Genomic DNA, 18,980 nt, shown 5'->3' on the forward strand with positions numbered 1-18,980 from the left:
ACATCGCGAAGAGAAGGTGTCTTAAAGGCACCCACATCAGCTGGATCGCCTGTAACCGCATAGCGGCCTAAATCCTGATGCGTGCGACCATAAAAATGTAAACCTAAATTATGAAACTTCTGATCTGTAAAAAAAGGCCCATTGTGACAGTTGATGCAGTGGGCTTTCGTTCGAAACAGATGCAGGCCCCAAAGCGCCTCATCGGACATTCGCTCCTGCTTGCCGGCCATAAAATAATCGAAATCGCTGCGCCTTCCTGTAAGGCTACGCTGAAACATGGCCAGCGCCTCTCCGATCCGGTCGGGTGTAATCAGCTCAGAACCGAAAGCAGCCGTAAATAGAGGTGCATAACCCGAAATCTTGCCCAGTTTTTCAGGCAAAAGACCCAGCTCTTGGTTCATCTCCGTGTGATCCGCTATCGGCATGAGACTTTGGGCCTCCAGCCCTCCACCCTACCATCCCAAAGAAAATTTCCTGCTCCCACATATTCTGAATGCTGGGCGTATTGCGCTGCCCCTGCTGATGATCATGTCCGATGCCTAGGGAGCGTCCGTTGCTCCAGCTCAGCTCAGGATCATGACAGGAGGCACAGGATATCTGGTTAGAAGCCGACAGGCGCGGATCAAAAAAAAAGCTGCTTACCTAAGGAAATGAGCGCCTCATAAGCAGGATCCTGCCGGAAAGGATTCTCTGGTAAGGCCTCCAGCTCACGAAAGGTGCCTCCTTCTAACAGGTGCGGCGCAGGCCAAGCACTACTCGGCTGGCTATACCACGCCCGCAGCTGCGCGAAATCCACAGGGTCCTGACGCAAGCTAAAGCTTAACAGTAACACAGTACCCCAAAGGGCCACATGCCGTAAAATAGACTGTTGCATACAACTTAATGAATGAAATGAATACCTATTTGTGCCTGATCAGTGCGCAGGGAAGTCGCCTCCTGAAAGCCACTGACTGCTCCGAGGGTCGCGCCTTCTCGCCCCACAGATACGAAGGGGGCCAGCGCGAATTTTTCGTATGTTTTTTTCGCCTGTAGGCGCAAAGCCAGCCGCGTGAACGTACGACTATCCCATGCCAGCATCGGGGCCACTACCTCTCGCGTCACGATATTACGCTGAAACTCGGGAACTGCCAAATTTCCCCGCGCATGTATGACATGGTGGAGGGCAGCATCGGGGAGCAGGGTCCAGCCGCCAGAAAGTGGCACGCGATAGGCGATGGAAATGCCCGCCTCCAGCCGCTGAAAATCCTGCGCATGACTCGCATTAAAATCCTCGCGCTCCTGCTGACGCGCCGCAGCATGCAGCCCCATCAGCCAAGCGCCACGCCGATGAAAGAGCTGGAAATCAACAATCTGCTCTGAAAACAAGTAGTTGAACCCCGCAAACAAATGATTGAAATCGCGCCCGTCCTCCTGCCGAAGCACTAAAAGCCCAGACCAAGAGACCTGCTCTGCATCCTGATAGGCAAAGGCAAGCCGATTTTCCAGGCTGACCAAGTTAAAATCTCCAATAACTTGCTCATCCACCTGCCCGGAAGCTGACCCTCTGCGCAAAAAACGCTCATCAGAAACACGGTAGGTAAATTCATTTTGGAAAGACCAGCGCGACCCTGATGGTAAATAGCACCGCCATACTGATGGCCGGCACCGCTCAACTCGTATCTAGGGCGACGCAGCAGATTAAAAGAGCCCAGGCCCATCATCGTGTACAAGTTATAATCAAGCCGCCCGAAACTGTCATTAGAAGCATTATAGTTCGTCACCTGCCCGATTTCGGTAGAGGAAAAAGTCCCACCATGAAAAGCCAGCAGCCAGCGCTCATGCAGCTGCAAGCCGAGCTGGGCCTTTAGCTGCAAGTAATAATGGGAAATTCGCGGACGGGGATCGTTACTTCTATTGTGCTGCGCCAAGGCATAGTCGGCACCTAGCCCAAAATGGATTTTGTCCTTCCAAAAGGATCTCGTGACATTCAAATCCGCGAAGAAGCGATCGTTGTTCCAGTTGCCACGCCGTATATTTGCGAAATAATACGGGTTGGGACCGAGCTCCCGTACTTGCTGCCAACCCAGTGAGTCGAACTGCTGCTTTTCGTAGCGAAACTGCCCTTCCATGCGCAAGCTGCCCACCTGTCGATTGCCATAGGAAAAGAAGCCATAGCCATGCTGGCGATCAGGCACTTGTGAAGGGCTCATGGGTGCACGCTTTTCACCAGCCCAAGCCCCCGAGAAACCAAGCTCCTGCTCCATGGCTTGGGCACGCAGGGGCTGCTTGATGGCCTCGAACCAGCGCACACGCTGCTCTTCATCCAGAAAATCAAAGGCAGTAGCCGTCTGCGCATATACGGCAGACGGCTCCACATGGGATAAAAAACAAAGGCTAATAAGCAGGAGTAGGACGCGATAGGGCATGAATAGGAAGGTTAATTTCCTGCGAACGTACGCGGGGAAGCGATCGGAAAGAAGGTAAAATCGTCTTCAGAATTATTGGTGTCTTGCAGAATGACGCGGTCTCCGAATGTTCTGGCTGTTTTACGCACCACGGACTGAGAAGAGAAACTTCCCGCTGGAACGAACGTGTAGCCGGCATCTAAAATAGTCGGCAGTTTTGTCGGTACCTGATTCGTCGGGCTAGGCTGGCACTCCACCGCATCGACGATCAGCGCTACGGGAATTTGATAGTATAAGTTCGTATTGTCTCGAATCTCGGAAACATTCGGTGTCGGGTACTGGGGGAAATTACGCACAGGAGTATCACTTTTGAAGATCGCCACAGCCTCTCTGCCTGGATTATCTAAGATAAAATCACGTCCGAATATGAAGATATTTTTCATGTTCGGAACCGCAGGATTATCGATATCCGAGGCCAAAGGATTCGGAAACTCCTCTCCTAAGAAGACTTCAAAATCAGCACCACTGAGATCCACTGTCAACTCTGGACGAATGACCGTAACCGCCTCGCCGTCATTGCCCACGAAAGGAGATTGATGGTTGATGGCCGTTTGCGCCAGCACGATCGACTTCCCGGGCGCTACCGGGTACTGCTGCCCCGTACCTGGAAACTGGTAAATCCACTTGCCATACAGAAAGTCTTCATTCGCACGCACATTAGCAGGCATGCCGATCGACTGCTGCCAGTCCCACTGTCCATCCGGCTGCGTAAATGACTGCACCGTCGTGGCGGCCCTACCTAATGCCCCCATGATGTACCAGCCATCCATAAAAATGGTGTCGTTCGAATTGTTATAAAGCTCCACGAACTGATCGCGGAAAAGGGCCCCCTCCACACGGTCAGAACCCGCAAAATAGATCTGCTTGATTAAAAGATCACCCACTGGCCCAGAGCGCAGCATGAGCTCCACCTGTGCATTTTGCGAGTTGATGGCCACTGCTGCACGGGAGGCATTAAAAGTCACCTCCTCCTCATTCACCTGTAGGCCACTGAACGTGGCAAAGGCCTCGCGCGAAAACACCCGTCGCGCCGCTATATCATAGGTGCCGCTTGGAATAGCTTCTAAAATAAGCGCCCCACTTTCATCGGTAGTACCCGTAAATGTCTGCTGTGAGGTGACATTACGAAGCGTAACCTCTGTGCTCGATGCGCCCGCGCGATCGAACTGCTCATCAAAAATGACCTGCACGGCCACATCCACCGGAGCTACCCGAGGACCATCTTCTCTATTTTCACACGCCACCGCGGCGAGCACAAGGACCATAAAAAAGGCCAGCTTTCTACATGTATGCATGGTATTAATATTTAAAATTTAATTCTAGACCGAAATAGGGCTCTTCATTGAGCACACCCACGACATCGCCCTGTGGATTCACATCCTCGGGACGGATATTCAAGAAATTGTTAGCAAAGAAGCTGAAGCGTACATGCTTCCCCAGATTCTTAGACAGGTTTAAGTGAAAGTTCATGTACACGAAATCTGGCCGACGAACGAAATTACCCTCCACCGCAGTCTGATCTAAGATTTGAAAACGGGGGTCGTTTAAAAACTCCTCCTCAGTCAGCGTAAACCGCTCTAAATTGTTGTCCAAAAAGCCGATCGGCCGATTCGAACGATCAAAGGAACGCGTATAATTGGTGATAAAAAGCTGATTGCGCAGCGTGAATACCAGCCCCAGCCGCGGCACATGATGCGACGCAGTAAGTAAGGCCAGGGAACGGCCGGCCTCCGAGGCCTGACTGCCATAAATGCCATACCAAATCTCCTGCGCTGGCTGAAAGTTACGCACCTGCTGTACGCGCTCACGGGTATCCAAGAAGCGTGAGCGGTAATAGGAAAGATTTAGGCTAAAACTGGTATTAATGGCAGGAATTCGCTTGGTACTCAGCGTAGCCTCGAGTCCCGTATTCGTATTCGAGGAAGTATTCAGAATGGACCGCTCCGTTACCACCACAGGCAGGGTCTCCCCCGTCTGCTGGAAAATCGGCTGCTGCCCCTCCGGACGTGCGATAACCTCGAAGCGAGGAAGATCCAGCCGGACAGGGTCACTGTTGATGCTAAATCCATTACGCGTACTGTTGTAAAAACCCGTAAGCCCTACGGTTATCCAGTCCCCTTTTAGATGGAGTCCAAGCTCTCGTGTACTGGTGCGCATGCTGCGCAAACCGGACGGATCATTCGGAATCACATGGGTAAAGGCTAAAAATAAGCTCTCAGCCTCCCTGCCCGTAAAGAAGTTAAGCAAGGTAAAATCTTCAAACTGTGGCCCCGGAAATAGGTGAATCAAGCCAGGCGCTTTGACCGCCTCGCCGAAAGCTCCTGTCAAACGAATTTTATCGCTTAAGGCATAGGAAGCATTAATACGAGGAGAGAAACTGGTGAGGCCAAACTGCCGATCCGCTCGCAAGCCAGTAGATAAATTGGCGGCCTTCCCGAAAAAAGTGCCTTTCATTCGATTTTCCACATAGGCGCCCCACTGATGTACCACCGGATTAATTTCCCGGAAACTCAGCGGCCGCTCATTTGTGGCAGCACCCGCAAAACGAATCGGGCGCAGTGGGTCAAATAGCCGGCCTTCCCCGAAATTACCGTTAAAACGGTAGCTGGCACCATAGGCCAACTCATGACTTATCTTGCCGGTGCTAAAATTTTTGTAAAAATTGGCCTGAACACCGCTGGAAATAGGTAAGCCGTGGATTTCACGCCGTGCCCGATAGGAACTGGGATGAAATGTACCTATATGGATGCCCGGCTCAGTCGCCACCGTTACCGGCAGCACCCCTGGATTGACGAATTGATCCAGTACCGATAAACTGCGCGAACGGTTATAGGAAGCCACGAACTTAAAAGAATCGAAAATGGGCGTCGCCTTATTCACCTGCAGGCGATTGCTTAAAGAAATACCTTGGTTTTGATAAAAAACAATCCGCTCAGTACCGAAATCTGGATCGATCCGAAAATCATCCAAATTGGTATTCATGCTCACGCTTAAATTATTTTTGATGGACTTAGACGCTCCAAAAAAGCTGGTCAAAATCGCATTGCCCGTCAGTCGATTAAAGGACTTGACATTATCACGCAAGTCAGGATTAGAATTGAGATAATCGAAAGAAACATGAAGGGCATGCCGCTCCTGAAGTTGAAACCCTTTGTCCAACTGAAAATTACGATCTCCTCCTGCCTGCCGATAGGTAAAGCGTAGGGGCGACTGTCCGGCAGAAGTTTCGATAATAATGGCGCCCGCCCCGATGTCTCCGTATTCGGCTGAGGCCACCCCTTGAATAATTTCTACCTTTTCGATGTTACCCACAGGAATTTGACGCAAGTCAAAGCCTCCCGCCGGGGCATCTCCTGAAGCAAAATTACGTCCCCCAAAATTCGTGGCGCCCATGGAACGGAAAGTCCCCGCTGTTCGTGGGTTGAGCCCTTGCATGTTACTGTTGTTATCGAGCTGATTATCATTTATAAATATCCCGATACCAAAGGCATTATTTAAGGACTGCTGCCCAGCAAGTGCAGACCTAAAGTTAATGGCCTGTGCACCCTGAAGCTGTGGATTACGAATTTCCTGACCAGGAATAAGCTGCAGGAGCTCATTTAAACTGTTGGCCTGGGACTGTTCGATGGTGGAGCGATCGATTTTAAATGCTGAAACGGACACATTTTCATCATCTCGCTCAGCAGCCACCACGACTTCCTGCATGAAAAGATCATTGTCCTCCATCTGGATGAGCACCTCGAGCACCTCTTGCTCAGGCCCTACCACGTAGCGCTCCTCCACCGGTTTTTTTCCCACGAGGCGCGCCACGAGGCGCAATTCTGCCGGGCGCTGCTGCAGACGAATGCGAAAACTCCCCCTTTCATCTGCCAGTGTATAAGCTCCTGAGCCTACCGAAAGTGTCACGTAGGGAAGTGGGGCACCACTGTGCTTATCCACCACCTTGCCCCGCACTTCGAATGAAAAAGCAGCAAGATCCGGCGTAAAACCGAGAAAAAGACAGCAGAAACACGTAAATAACAGACGCATAGGGAAGAATTTGCAACAAATATATACGTATTTAGATTAATTCTAATTAATAAAAAGATTGATTTTTTAAATGAAATCCTAATTTTTGATAGATTTTAAAAATAACAAGCCTCAAATTACTTTTTATGTAATTTTTCCATAAAAACGCAACTTTATAAAAACAAGAAAAAACGGCAATCTACCATCCTGACCGCCGCTTCACTAGCCTGATTCCATTGAAATACATCATTTAAATAAGAATCCTTTTGATTTGAAAAAAAATAGGGAATATTAGCCGCTCTAAAACCCATTTTCCGTGAATCGATTCATCGCCCTGCTTGTTTTTTCTCAGTTTGCCTGCACCTCCGTGTGGTTTGCCGCGAACGCGGTCCTGCCCACCCTAATCACCGCAGGCCTCCTACCTGAAAATGCACTCCCTTACCTCACCGGCGCCGTACAACTCGGCTTCATCCTAGGCACCTTCACCTTTGCCCTCCTTAATGTGGCCGATCGCTTTAGCCCACGCTATGTATTCCTAACAGCCGCCCTAGTCGCAGCAGGCAGCACGGCCGCACTGCTCCTTCCTAACATGCAGTATGGCGGCATGCTTTCCCTACGCCTCCTCACGGGATTTGCACTCGCCGGAATTTATCCTGTGGGCATGAAAATCGCCGCCGACCACCATCCCGAAGGACTGGGTAAAGCCCTCGGCTTCCTGGTCGGCGCACTGGTGCTGGGAACGGCCTTCCCTCATTTCAGCCAAGCCTTCCTCGGCCAAACAGACTGGCGCCTGGTCATCCTTAGTACCTCCGTGCTTGCACTCCTCGGAGGCCTTACGCTCGGACTGGGTACACAAGATGGCCCCCACCGAAAAGCAGGACAAAAAATCGCTCCCTGGGCCTTCCTGCACGTCTTTCGCGCGCCAAAATTTCGAAGCGCCGCCTTCGGGTATTTCGGCCACATGTGGGAACTGTACACCTTCTGGGCTTTTGTCCCCTTCCTGCTCAGCGCCTACAGCGCACAGCACGCACTGGACCCACTTCCCCTCTCCCTGCTCGCCTTCAGCTGCATCGCCATCGGCATGGGAGGCTGCATCGTCTTTGGCCTCATTAGCATAAAAAAAAGGGCCCGCAGCACCTGCCGCCTGGGCCCTAAGCCTCTCCTTACTTTGCTGCCTGAGCAGCCCATTTTTCTTCCTTCAACCGAATAGCTGGCTCTTTATCGGCTTTTTACACCTCTGGGGCTTCTTCGTCATCGCCGACTCCCCACTTTTTTTCGACCCTTGTCGCCGGCACCGCCCCCGCAGCGCAGAAAGCCACGGCGCTAACCATCGTGAACTGCATCGGCTTCGCACTCACCATCGGCAGCATACAGTGGATGGAAGGTCTGATCACACGCATCGGCATGCCCTACGCCTTCGCCTGGCTGAGCATCGGCCCCCTCATCGGACTCGCCATCTTCTTAAGCGGACATTTTCCCAGCCTTTGGCCAGGGGCCAAAACCACCTAAAGCAATTTCTTAATCAGGCCGAAGAAGCGATAAGGCGGATACTTCGCTGGTAAATCAAAGCCCGCCGGCGTACTGACCACCGCCCGCTGATGGGAAAAGGCCTCGAAAGAGTTTTTGCCATGATAATTCCCCATACCGCTGGCACCCACCCCGCCGAAGGGCAAGTGATGGTTCCCCACATGCATGATGGTATCGTTCAGGCAGGCACCCCCGGAGATGCAGCGATCCAAAACCTGCTCTCCCTGCTCGGCCTTACCGAAATAGTAGAGCGCCAGCGGACGCGCACGGGAGTTGATCAGCTCCGTGGCCTCCTCTAAGGCGTCAAAAGTGAGCACCGGCAAGAGTGGCCCGAATAGCTCTGCCTCCATTAACTTGCCCTGCACCGGCACCTGATCGATGATCGTCGGTGCGATGTAGCGGTCCTCTCGGTCCACCTGCCCCCCATAATAGATATGCCCCTCATCGAGCAGCGCCTCTAAACGGTCAAAGGCTGCCTCACTAACCAAACGCCCATAATGTGGGCTATTTTGAGGGTCCTTTCCATAAAATTTCTTGAAAGCAGCTGCCAATTTCGCTAAAAAAGCTTCCTTGATCTGGCTGTGAACCAGTACATAATCGGGCGCAATGCAAGTTTGACCTGCGTTCAGACTCTTACCCCAGGCGATCCGTTTTGCGGCAATGTCCAAGTTGGCATCCAGATCCACGATGCAGGGGCTCTTGCCGCCAAGCTCCAAGATGACCGGAGTCAGGTGCTCAGCCGCCGCGCGCATGACAATTTTGCCCACCTTCGTGCTTCCGGTGAAAAAAATCAGATCAAATTTATGGCGCAGGACATGAGCACCCACCTCTTGGTCCCCACAGACCACGGCCACGTGCGCGGAAATAAAATACTCCTTCACCAGACGCTGCAGTAAGGCAGCCGTGTTTGGCGTAAATTCAGAGGGCTTCAGCAGCGCACAGTTGCCCGCAGAAATAGCCCCCACGAGTGGGTTCAGCGTCAACTGGAAGGGGTAGTTCCAAGGGGCGATGATGAGCGTACAGCCCAGCGGCTCCTTGCGCACCTTCGAGCTGGAAGGCTTCATGTACAGCGGGGTGGACACCTTTTCTGGCGCCATCCACGTGCGCAAATGCTTGAGATGATAGTCGATTTCCTGTAGTACGATCGCGATTTCGGTGAGGTAAGCCTCCTCGTGGGACTTGCCCAGGTCCGCCTTCAGTGCCTCCACGATTTCTGCCTCATGCCCAGTGATGGCATCTTTCAGCCGGCTAAGGGCCTCTATCCTAAAATCCGCCGAGCGCGTAGCTCCCGACTGGAAAAAGGCACGTTGTTTCGCGATGAGTCCATCGATCGCCTCGAAGGGGGTTTGCAGTACTTCAGTTTGCATGTTGTTTCGATTTCTGTGATTCACTTCTACCGACAAAATGGTCCATAGAACTATAAATTCCGAGCACGCTGCCCATCAGCCAGTCATAAAGGGCGAGTGGCAGAATCCCCTGGCAAAGCCGAATTAGCCGCATGGGGAGTGGCATGCTGAGGTAGCGACGGCGCCGCGCCACTGCTTTTAGGATACGCTCTGCCACACGTTCCGGTTTCAGGATGGGCAAGATCGGAGACCGCACGCCTTCAAACATGCCCGTGCTGATGTAATAAGGCATAACCGTGGTGACGGAGATGGGACTGCCTGCCCGCTTGAGTTCGAGGTGCAAGCTATCCGCCCAGCCCACGGCGGCCCACTTACTGGAAGCATAAACGGCCATGCCAGGGTTAGCCACTAATCCGGCCGCACTGGCGATGATGGCGATCGCTCCCTCCTGCCGTGCTTGCATGGCGGGAAGCAGGTGGCGCGTGAGCAAGATCGGTGCCAAAGCATTTACTTGCAGCACCTTCTCCATCCCTGAGGCCTCCTGCTCGTGAAACTGGCCTTTCGCCACGATTCCCGCATTATGCAGCAGGACCGTGGGCGCATGCCCCTCCGCTCGTAACGACTCCGCATAGACCCGAATCGCCTCAGCATCACTGAGATCCACGACGGCAGTATGGACAGGGTGAGGACTTTTTAGCCTGTGGCAAAGCGCCCGAAGTCCTTCCTCATCCCGATCGAGCAAGAAAAGCTGGGCGCCAAGCAGGGCCAGCTTTTCCGCCATGAGTGCCCCGATACCTGAGGCTGCACCGGTGATCAGTACAGATTTTCCAGAATAGAATGCTTGTGTCATGGATTCGCGGGTTTAGGGTGCTATTTTGGTCTAAGATACCATAAATTCTGCGAAAAAACATTTTCCTTAGGGCAAATCCCGGCCATTTCCTTCCCCCCTGGAGCATCCATGTTTTCCGCATGCTGGCTACCAGCCCTCATGTGTAGGCTAAGCTTACCCGCTATCGGTAGAAGCCCATCGCTAATTTTTTACACTATTGGTTACCCAAAAAGAATAATTCCTACCTACTTTTATGCTGATAATAGACAATACATGAACCACGAACGTTAGATGTCATTTCACACACTTTTTACGAGCAGAACAGGTCTCTTTCTGATTTGCCTTTTTTGGATTTTAGGAAGCGCTACTGCGCAAAATATGGAGCGTACGCTATTCTGGAACGCAGGAGTTCAGCGGGCTTGGGAAAGGGATTTCGCCTATTCTCCGCTCGTTTATTCAGGAGCGGCGGCGGCGTTTACTTTGGGCTACGCCCAAAGCACAGAGCGTAAAAGAGACGAAGTTTTCCTGCATTTTAGCCGAATCCCCATGCAAAATGCCTTTAATGCGGAGCTGGCGGGCACTCATGCGCAGGTCATGACCTACACCTTTTACACTACAGGCTGGGTGGCATAAAATGGCGAGGTGACGAGCAGGACTTCCATTCCTTTTTCTTGACACAGTGACAGGATTTTATGGAGCTTTTCGATTTTATCCATATCGAGGGCTAAGGTGACGGGATAGTTATCTACTTCGCCCCGTACCCTACCTTTTAATGGCCGAAACCCTACAAAACCTACTACATACTAAACTCCTCAGTCCAGGGGCTGCGCGTAGCTGGGTCTTGGTCCGCCAAAAATGCGGCTACGGGAGCCCAGACCTGCCCTTTGCGCAGCAGCTCCAAAGACTGCTCTAAGAAACCATGCAGCATCTGATCCGACTGAATACCAGGCACCTGCTCACGAAAGGCCTGATGCGCCAATCCTATCGGCATGCCTGCCCGCAGCGGCTGATGAAAATCTAGGGCCTGTGCGGCACAAAACAGCTCAATCGCCAAGACTTTTTCGACGTTTTCGATCACCTGCAGGGCTTTTCTGGCACTTATACTACCCATACTCACATGGTCCTCTTGGCCTAAGGAGGTGGGAATACTGTCAGCAGAAGCAGGAAAACAAAGCCCCTTATTTTCGCTCACGAGTGCTGCGCTCGTGTACTGCACGATCATAAAACCTGAGTTCAGGCCTGTCTCCTTTAAAAGCAGTTTCGGCACGCCGGGGGTGTCTCCACTAAGGGCCAAATAAATCCTGCGGTCTGAAATGCTGCCCAACTCTGCCGCCGCCAGACAGGCATAATCTAAGGCCATCGCCAGCGGCTGCCCATGAAAATTCCCCCCACTAAGTGCTTCCTCAGCAGATAGTACAATGGATTATCCGTCACCGCATTCAGCTCCACCTCCAAAAGCTCCTTTAAGTGCAGCCACGCATTTCGGGAGGCCCCATGAACCTGCGGCATGCAGCGTAGCGAATACGGGTCTTGGACCCGCGCACAATCCCGATGCGAAGCCACTATTTCAGAATCGGCTAAAAACTGGTAAATCTGATGTGCCACATGCTGGGTACCCTTAAAAGGCCGCAGGGCATGCAACTCCGACCGGAAAGGCGTCACAGCACCCATGAGTCCCTCCAGCATCATGGCCCCGATGAGGTCCGCATGATCCAGTAACTTTTGGAAGCGCTCGAGCACCTGCACGGCAAAAGCCGCGATAAACTGGGTACCATTAATCAGAGCCAACCCCTCTTTAGGACCTAAGATGAGCGGCGCTACCCCCCTTTCCCGCAGCACCTCCGCCGAAGCGCGAACCTGGCCTTCCACTAGAAGTTTCCCCTCCCCGATTAGGGCAAAAAGAGGTGCGCAAGGGGTGCTAAATCTCCAGACGCTCCCACTGAGCCCTGTTGGGGAACCACCGGAATTAGATCCTCCTCCAGGTGCCAAAGCATCCGGTCCAGCGTGCTTTCTTGAATGCCAGAATATCCTTTAGCCAGCGCTTGGAGCTTTAGAATCAGCATCAGGCGCGCCGTTTCTTCGGAGATGGCCTCCCCCATTCCCACGGCATGGCTTTTCAAGAGATTTTCCTGAAGCTTGCGGGCCTGGTCAGCGGAAATCTGTTGGGTGCAGAGCGGCCCGAATCCGGTATTGATACCATAGACGGGCGGGGCACGTTCCACGATTTTAGCCACCTCCTGCGCGCTGGAGCGGATTTTCGCCCTGCTGCTTGCGGAGATTTCTCCTTTGATGGTTTTGCGGCTGAGCCGCAAAGCGCTAGCGGCGCACAGGTGCATCTCGCCGTAATAAAAAGTCTGTGTGTTGGCCATAGATTTTGGGTTTATATGCAGCCCAAAAGTACGAAAGCGAATGATGCAAAGGGAGGTTTTCTCTCATTTAGCTCCTGAAAACCTCTTTCCATCCGCTTAGCAGTGGATTTCATGGCAGTCTATAAACCTCAACATCAGATTATTGACATCGTAAGCACCTAGCGCATAGCGAAGAAACCATCCGGTCGGAATACGCCCGAAACCATACATCTAGAGCCGCTTAGCGGCGATTTTATGGCAACCTGGTGGCGGCAGCCCCAGGATAGAAAAACATAAAATCCGCAAAGGCGTGGGGCAAAACCCGTTACAGAACCCTTTACCACATTCCCCCACGCAATACGATAAACGCGGAAATGCATTTTCGAAACTTGATGATTCCGCTCGGTTTGGACTAGTCGTTCTATATTATGCTACCCCAACGCGGGGATCAATAAAAAAACCCCTTGTCCTCCGCGAGCTAAAGCCTCGCAGCCACCACATAATCCGCTCCTATGGAGCTCACGATTTATGCAAATGCAACGAGTGCCGATTTTGTAACGGCTTTAACTCAGCGAAAATCATGATTTCATATACCTATCAATAAACGCCCGAAAGCATACATCTAGAGCCGCTTAGCGGCGATTTTATGGCAACCTGGTGGCGGCAGCCCCAGGATAGAAAAACATAAAATCCGCAAAGGCATGGGGCAAAACCCGTTACAGAACCCTTTACCACATTCCCCCACGCAATACGATAAACGCGGAAATGCATTTTCGAAACTTGATGATTCCGCTCGGTCTGGACTATTTGTTCTACGTTACTTTACCCCCGCTCGGGAATTCCCTCTAAAATGTTCGTTTACTTTCGTTTCCTTTCGTTTTGTTTCGTTTCGACTTTCTTTTGCTTTCTTTTGCTTTCGTTTTGACTTTCTTTTGGTTTCTTTTCCTTTCTATTTTGTAAATTACACCAGAAATGAAACCTGCTATGCCCCTTCTCTATCCCCTAGCCATAGGCTTATTTTGCATGCTCTTTGGCGCCTGCGCCCCAACGGACACGCAGCCTGATTCACCTCTTCTCACAGCCCCAGAACCAGAACCCTTCGTAAAACCATCAGCCACGAAGGAGTGCAGGTGGATGTACTAATCGAGCAGCCACCGGGGGAGGTTTTAGATGTTCTCCTTATCTTCCGTGGCACACTCCGAGACGATACACGCTTACTGCAAGGGGCCCGTAATGCGCTGACGCGGTTTAAGGGCCTATTAGACAGAAAAGACCTCTTGCTCATCAGCGTGGCCTATCCCGAAGAAAACTTGTTGTTCGGTGATAACATTCGAGAAGCAGAGGCTGCCTTACTCTGGACGAAAACCTCGGCTGCCGCTGAATTAGGGGTGCAAATTGGAAAAATAGTTTTGGCTGGGCATTCCCAAGGAGGGTATCTGGTAACCCGCCTAAACACGCTACATGAAACGGACGGGGTAATCGCCAATGCCCCCGGGCCATTGGATCTGGCTTTTCGCTGTGCACTCGAAGAAAATGGACAGGTGCCCGCTGAAATGGAATGCAGCCTTTTGCGCGCGACCTTTGGACCCACCACCCAAAACGAGGATGAATACCTCGCCCGCTCGCTTCTGTCCTTTAGCTCGGGCTTTAAAAGCAAAATCTTATTTATTCAAGGATTAAATGATAGCCCCATACAGATGCGCTCTTGGCCGATTTTTCAGGAGCGCGTACAAGCATGTACGGACTGTGCCGAGGTCACCTTCTTAAACTTACCCGGGCTAGGCCATATTGCCCTATTTGAAAGCGCCCAAGCACGGCAGGCCTTTAATGCATTTTTTGCTAGATGAATAAGTTCCCCCGTACTAGAAAAAAATCCCGCCCCAGCATAACATAGCCGGGGCGGGAAATTAGGCACCGCAGCGCAGTACCCATACAAACCTCCTACTGCACGTCCTTCAAAAGCTCCTCCACAGCCTTTTCCAGCTGCTGATCTACACCACGATCGATCTGACCAGGCATATTCTTCACCTGGAACATCGGAGCCGTCTCGTTATTCTCCATCCACTCCCCTGCCTTGTTCTTAGCTGAAATCGGAACGATGCCCCAGCGCGTACCATCCGAAAGACCTTCCCAACCTGCAAAGGAACAGGTCCCAGGCGTCGGCATGCCCACAGTCTTACCGATCTTCAGATCCGTATACCCACAAGCGAAACAATGGCCATCTGAATAGTTCGCCTCGTTAAAGAGTGCTAACGTAGGCTTCGTCCAGCGAAACGTCGGCTCATAGCCCACCACACGATCCTCCGTCGCATAAGTAATGAACTTTTCCCCCGTGAAAAACATCGCTAAATCTGCTACCAAGTCTCCGCCACCATTAAAGCGTGTGTCCACGATGACACCCTCTTTATCATGGTACTTGCCCATCATCTCCTCGTAAATCGTTCGATAAGGACCGTCCGACATGCCCGGAATGTGCACATAGCCCAACTTCCCCTCACTCAAACGCTCCACTTCTTCTTGGTTCTTCTTCACCCAGCGGCGGTATAAAAGCGCATTCTCCTGACCTAAGCTAATCGGTTTCACCGTGTGCTGGCTCCGCTTGCCACTCGCTGGATCGAGCACATCGATCAGCACAAACTTACCCGCCTTACGGTTTAAAAACTTGGCCCAGTCCGCATCCGCTGCCAACAGCTCCCCGTCGATACGCTCTATCACATGGCCAGCCTGAATATTCAAACCTGCACGATCCAGTGGACCACGCGGAAGCACCTCGGTAATCTTCACTCCATCCCCAGTATGTGCATAGTCGATTAAAATCCCTAAGGCCGCCGTAGCATCCGCATTCGGAATCGAACGGCTATAGCGCGCACCCGCATGGGAAACGTTTAACTCACCGATCATTTCCGAAAGCATCTCTGCAAACTCATAGCTGTTGCCAATATGCGGGAGGTACTTCTCATAACTTTGCGCCAGCGCATCCCAGTCCACGCCATGCATGTCCGGCGTATAAAAGGCTCCTTTCGTACGATTCACCACATGCTCGAACAGGTAGGCCCGCTCCGCATCCGCATCCACAGACATCTCGCCAGCGATACGAATCGACTCCTTCTTAGAGGCATCCGCCGACAGCTTCGAAATACTGCCTCCACTGAGCAGGTACAAGTTTTTCATGTCCTTATCCCAGACCAAAGACCCTGACCCGGCATCCAACTTCTGCACCATTTTCGTTTCCTTCGTCTTCAGGTCCGTGGACCAAAGGTTCAGCCCCTTTTCAAATCGGGCCAGGTAAAAGAGCATCGTGCCCTCTTTATTTAATACTGCATCACCCAAGCTGGAAGAGTGGATCGTCAGACGGGCTTTGCGCTCGCGCAAATCATCGAAATCTATCTTCAACTCCTTCACCCCTTTCTTATCTTCCTCCTTCTTTTCGTCTTTTTTCTCGTCTTTCTTGTCCTTTTTCTGGGCCTCTTCAATAGCCTTTAACAAGTCCTCCTCCTCTTTCGTACGGTTAAATTTTTCGAAAGCCTCCTGCGTAAAGAAAAGCGTGTACACATCGCGCTGGCTGCCACCACTCGTCGCGAAGCCCTTCAATCCATCGCGGTTCGTAAACCAAAGCATCTGCTCACCCCCATTTACCCACTTGGGACGGCCATCGCTATAGCCACTCTCTGTGATGTTTATCGGCTGGCGCGCACCGCTGATGTCCACTAAAACGATCTCTCCATTCGCTAGCGTCGTATTATACTCTGCCAGCAGCCACTTGCTGTCCGGGCTCCAAGTAAAGTACTGATCTCCATCGCGCATGTGCAGTAGAAATTCCGGACCCAAAAGCTCTTTAGCCTCTCCTCCAGCCATCGGCCGCACCCGTAGGCTACGACGACCACTGACATAGGCGAGCCACTTGCCATCTGGAGAAGGAAGCGGCTGGTAGACGTCTTGCTCCTCCTCTACCACTACCGACTCCTTTAATAAGGTGCTGGCATAGAAAAAGGGCTCCTCGGAGGCACGCACCTTTTCGGTCTTGTAAATGCGCCACTTGCCTTCCCGCTCGCTGGCATAAAGCACTGCCTTGCCATCCTCACTAAAGGTCACAAAGCGCTCCTGCTCAGGGGTCTGCGTCAGCCGCTTGGTCATACTACCGTCCACAGCAGTGACGAAAACCTCCCCGCGCGCGATAAAAGCGATCTCTTTGCCGTCAGGCGAAACGGCCATTTCACTCACCCCTCCCGACACGTTAATGAAACTATCGGCATTTTTCGTCGCCTGATGCCGGATGCTGACCTCCACACGCTTAGGCTCCTCGCCCTCGCGGAGTGTGTAGAGCTCCCCATCGTAGCTGAAGCTGAGTAACCCATCCGCCGAGCTACTTAAAAAGCGCACAGGAAAATCCGTAAAACGGGTCAGCGCCCGCGCCTCTTGCTCCTGGTCGATCGGCGCCTTAAAGACATTAAAACTGCCCGAACGCTCGCTGAGGAAATAATAATAATCAGGATTTTTCGGATCGAAAACCGGGTTGCGGTCCTCCCCTGCATAGCTGGTCAGCTGCTGATGCTTGCCACTGTTCTTGTCGTACATCCAAATGTCGCGCGTGATGGCCGAGGTGTGCTTCTTGCGCCACTCATTTTCACCGCCCTTTTTATCTTGATACAGCATGCGCTGCCCATCCGGCTGAAGGCCACCGCCTCCGCCGGGAGCGTCCACACCTGATCCACGCGCCCCCCCACAGCAGCTACCTGATAGAGCTCGGGCTGTGAACCTGTGGGGTACTGCCGGTGTGCAGCATCATCCAAGCGCGTCGTACTGAAAAGCACCTGCTTGCCATCCGGAGTAAAGGTGTACGGAAATTCATCGTTCGAGTGAAACGTCAGCCTACGCTCCTCTCCGCCTTCGAGGCTGAGGACGAAGACGTCAAAATTCCCATAGCGATCCGATGCATAGGCGAGCTGCTTGCCATCTGGCGACCAGACGGGCATAAAATCATGTCCCTCATGGCTGGTCCACTGCTCTGCGGAACCTCCGGCGCTGGGGACGATAAAAATATCTCCTTTATAGGTGAAGGCGATTTTTTGGCCATCAGGAGAAATCGCCGGATAGCGGAGCCACTGGGGACTCGCCGCCAGACTCAGGCCTCCGGCCAAAAAAAGGGTAGCCACCAGGCTACACCGCTTGACTAATCGTATAATCCGCTGCATAAAATTGAAATTGTTGCGGCCGAAAATACATAAAAAATCACAGGATAACAGGGATTATTTGATTACCTGCGGAAGGAACGCTGGTAGCGGAGACGAAGGTCCAGGTTTTGGGCCACCTGCGCATGGGCTTTTAAGGAGGCGCCAACGGCAAATCCGGGGAACAGCTCATAAAACAGGAGATAGCGCTGATAGAAGGCGGCCTCCTGGTAGCCCGCTGGCTTGAGGGCATACCAAGCCATGCGCTGCTCGAACTGCACCCGCCCGACCCAAAGGGTATGAGACAGAAAAGGGGCTACAATACTGCCACTTTGCGCCTCAGGCGCGCCCGAAATGCCTCATCCTGAATAAACTCCAAGCCGAAACCCAAGGATTGTAGATTATTGATGCGGCGTGTGGCCCCTACTGCCAGCCCTGCCGTGAGGCCGCGGCGGTCTTGATCGGGCACGCTACGGTTCGTCAGGCCAGTTTCTACCGCCCAAAGCCAAGTGCGCGGAGCATCGACTGCCTGATGCCGCTCCCATGTCGGATGGCCGGAAGGAAAGTAGCGCAGCCCCAGGCCCCACATCGGATAGTTCATGCCCCGATTCGGCTGCCGCTGCCCGCCATTCGATATGTGATGGTAATTAAAGGCCGCGGAGAGCCCCCACTGCGCACCGAGCTGATAGCTGAGTGTCGGACTGGTGTACAGTAAAAAACTTACCGGAGCCGAAAAAAAAGTATTGTCAGGATTCGTTTCCGGATCAAATAGGCGATTCAAATAGGCGGGGCCGATGCCACTACGCAAGCTCAACTGCCAGCGGGCATCGGGCTTTGCCAAAGAATGGGCTCGAAATCCGCTGTCAAACTCAGGGCCGCACCTAAAACTTCTGGATTGTTAAAATTATGGTAATGCAGCCGAAGCCCCAGATAATGGTGGCACTGGCAGCGCTCCCACTGCCTCAGGCTCGTCTGCGCCCAGTCCAGGGAAAGGGAACCACCAAATGGCCGCGTCTGCGCCACCTCCACCAGATCTCGGGCATGGGCAATAATAAATCCAGTGCTGCCTTCTGCACTGATGCGTTTCGGGTGACGTACCTGCGCCTGTAATGGGTGCAGTGGACTGCTTAGGCTGAGGGCGAGAAAGAGAACAAGGAGCTGTTTCATCCTTTTTATAGACTAAAATTTTTAGGGATTGTTACAGGCCTGAGAGCCAAAATAGAGGATTTGAAAAAAAATAGGGAAAAACCTTGGATAAATCGGCGCGATGCATGACCTTTGAAGTATCCTAACGCATTTTTATGTGGTGG

General features: G+C 52.4%; 16 protein-coding genes and 3 pseudogenes. 4 read left to right on the top strand and 15 right to left on the bottom strand.

What is annotated here, in order from left to right; translation table 11 throughout:
- Positions 1–227 precede the first annotated feature (227 nt).
- The 7 genes and pseudogenes from A3SI_RS21765 to A3SI_RS15175 form a co-directional block, all read right to left on the bottom strand.
- Positions 228–443 (bottom strand): annotated as a pseudogene (locus A3SI_RS21765) (cytochrome c peroxidase); the annotation flags it as partial.
- Complete coding sequence (locus A3SI_RS23355) at positions 373–615, bottom strand: cytochrome c peroxidase (RefSeq protein WP_202946875.1); 243 nt, start codon at positions 613–615, stop codon at positions 373–375. The gene A3SI_RS23355 and the pseudogene A3SI_RS21765, both read right to left, overlap by 71 nt.
- Positions 616–622: 7 nt before the next feature.
- On the bottom strand, positions 623–874 hold the full coding sequence (locus A3SI_RS19805) for a hypothetical protein (RefSeq protein ID WP_009057293.1): 252 nt from the start codon (positions 872–874) through the stop codon (positions 623–625).
- Between the two features lie 5 nt (positions 875–879).
- On the bottom strand, positions 880–1,551 hold the full coding sequence (locus A3SI_RS19410) for a DUF6850 family outer membrane beta-barrel protein (RefSeq protein ID WP_394330388.1): 672 nt from the start codon (positions 1,549–1,551) through the stop codon (positions 880–882).
- Positions 1,552–1,628: 77 nt separating this feature from the next.
- A pseudogene (locus tag A3SI_RS15165) lies at positions 1,629–2,405 on the bottom strand (DUF6850 family outer membrane beta-barrel protein); the annotation flags it as partial.
- A gap of 11 nt (positions 2,406–2,416) precedes the next feature.
- Complete coding sequence (locus A3SI_RS15170; protein ID WP_040671110.1) at positions 2,417–3,739, bottom strand: DUF4876 domain-containing protein; 1,323 nt, start codon at positions 3,737–3,739, stop codon at positions 2,417–2,419.
- 4 nt (positions 3,740–3,743) lie between these two features.
- Positions 3,744–6,473, bottom strand: coding sequence for a TonB-dependent receptor (locus A3SI_RS15175; protein ID WP_009057298.1), 2,730 nt, complete (start codon positions 6,471–6,473; stop codon positions 3,744–3,746).
- Positions 6,474–6,768: 295 nt separating this feature from the next.
- Here A3SI_RS15175 and A3SI_RS15180 point away from each other — a divergent pair, with 295 nt between their 5' ends.
- Positions 6,769–7,662, top strand: a complete 894-nt coding sequence (locus A3SI_RS15180) for an MFS transporter (protein WP_009057300.1) — start codon at positions 6,769–6,771, stop codon at positions 7,660–7,662.
- Positions 7,663–7,784: 122 nt separating this feature from the next.
- Complete coding sequence (locus tag A3SI_RS21250) at positions 7,785–7,961, top strand: hypothetical protein (protein WP_238531806.1); 177 nt, start codon at positions 7,785–7,787, stop codon at positions 7,959–7,961.
- Here A3SI_RS21250 and A3SI_RS15185 read toward each other — a convergent pair.
- A complete protein-coding gene (locus tag A3SI_RS15185; protein WP_009057303.1) occupies positions 7,958–9,346 on the bottom strand; it encodes an aldehyde dehydrogenase in 1,389 nt (462 codons plus the stop codon). The two genes, A3SI_RS21250 and A3SI_RS15185, sit on opposite strands and share 4 nt — an antisense overlap.
- Positions 9,336–10,175, bottom strand: coding sequence for an SDR family NAD(P)-dependent oxidoreductase (locus A3SI_RS15190; RefSeq protein WP_009057304.1), 840 nt, complete (start codon positions 10,173–10,175; stop codon positions 9,336–9,338). Before A3SI_RS15190 ends, A3SI_RS15185 begins: the two co-directional genes overlap by 11 nt.
- A gap of 357 nt (positions 10,176–10,532) precedes the next feature.
- On the opposite strand from A3SI_RS15190, the gene A3SI_RS15195 reads away from it, so the two are divergent.
- Entirely contained in the window at positions 10,533–10,787 is a 255-nt protein-coding gene (locus A3SI_RS15195) for a hypothetical protein (protein WP_050977557.1), read from the top strand.
- A 163-nt stretch (positions 10,788–10,950) separates the two neighbouring features.
- Here A3SI_RS15195 and hutH read toward each other — a convergent pair.
- Positions 10,951–12,523, bottom strand: a pseudogene (hutH, locus tag A3SI_RS23360) (histidine ammonia-lyase).
- Between the two features lie 1,109 nt (positions 12,524–13,632).
- Here hutH and A3SI_RS15205 point away from each other — a divergent pair.
- Positions 13,633–14,349 (top strand): alpha/beta hydrolase family protein, encoded by a 717-nt coding sequence (locus tag A3SI_RS15205; protein ID WP_156810338.1) that lies wholly within the window; start codon positions 13,633–13,635, stop codon positions 14,347–14,349.
- 94 nt (positions 14,350–14,443) lie between these two features.
- On the opposite strand, the gene A3SI_RS15210 is transcribed toward A3SI_RS15205, so the two are convergent.
- From A3SI_RS15210 to A3SI_RS15225, 5 genes are all read right to left on the bottom strand, one after another.
- A complete protein-coding gene (locus tag A3SI_RS15210; RefSeq protein WP_316929234.1) occupies positions 14,444–17,155 on the bottom strand; it encodes a S41 family peptidase in 2,712 nt (903 codons plus the stop codon).
- Positions 17,041–17,694: a hypothetical protein gene (locus A3SI_RS22995; RefSeq protein ID WP_316929232.1), complete on the bottom strand. Its 654-nt coding sequence runs from the start codon at positions 17,692–17,694 to the stop codon at positions 17,041–17,043. The genes A3SI_RS15210 and A3SI_RS22995 overlap by 115 nt, the downstream gene beginning before the upstream one ends.
- Positions 17,695–17,756: 62 nt before the next feature.
- On the bottom strand, positions 17,757–17,951 hold the full coding sequence (locus A3SI_RS15215; protein ID WP_009057307.1) for a hypothetical protein: 195 nt from the start codon (positions 17,949–17,951) through the stop codon (positions 17,757–17,759).
- Positions 17,952–17,986: 35 nt separating this feature from the next.
- Positions 17,987–18,511 carry an acyloxyacyl hydrolase gene (locus tag A3SI_RS15220; protein WP_083836552.1) on the bottom strand — a complete coding sequence of 175 codons (525 nt, stop codon included), beginning with the start codon at positions 18,509–18,511 and terminating at the stop codon, positions 17,987–17,989.
- Positions 18,481–18,837 carry a hypothetical protein gene (locus tag A3SI_RS15225; RefSeq protein ID WP_040671115.1) on the bottom strand — a complete coding sequence of 119 codons (357 nt, stop codon included), beginning with the start codon at positions 18,835–18,837 and terminating at the stop codon, positions 18,481–18,483. The genes A3SI_RS15220 and A3SI_RS15225 overlap by 31 nt, the downstream gene beginning before the upstream one ends.
- Positions 18,838–18,980: the final 143 nt, after the last annotated feature.

Source organism: Nitritalea halalkaliphila LW7, from assembly GCF_000265075.1.
Classification (GTDB): domain Bacteria; phylum Bacteroidota; class Bacteroidia; order Cytophagales; family Cyclobacteriaceae; genus Nitritalea; species Nitritalea halalkaliphila.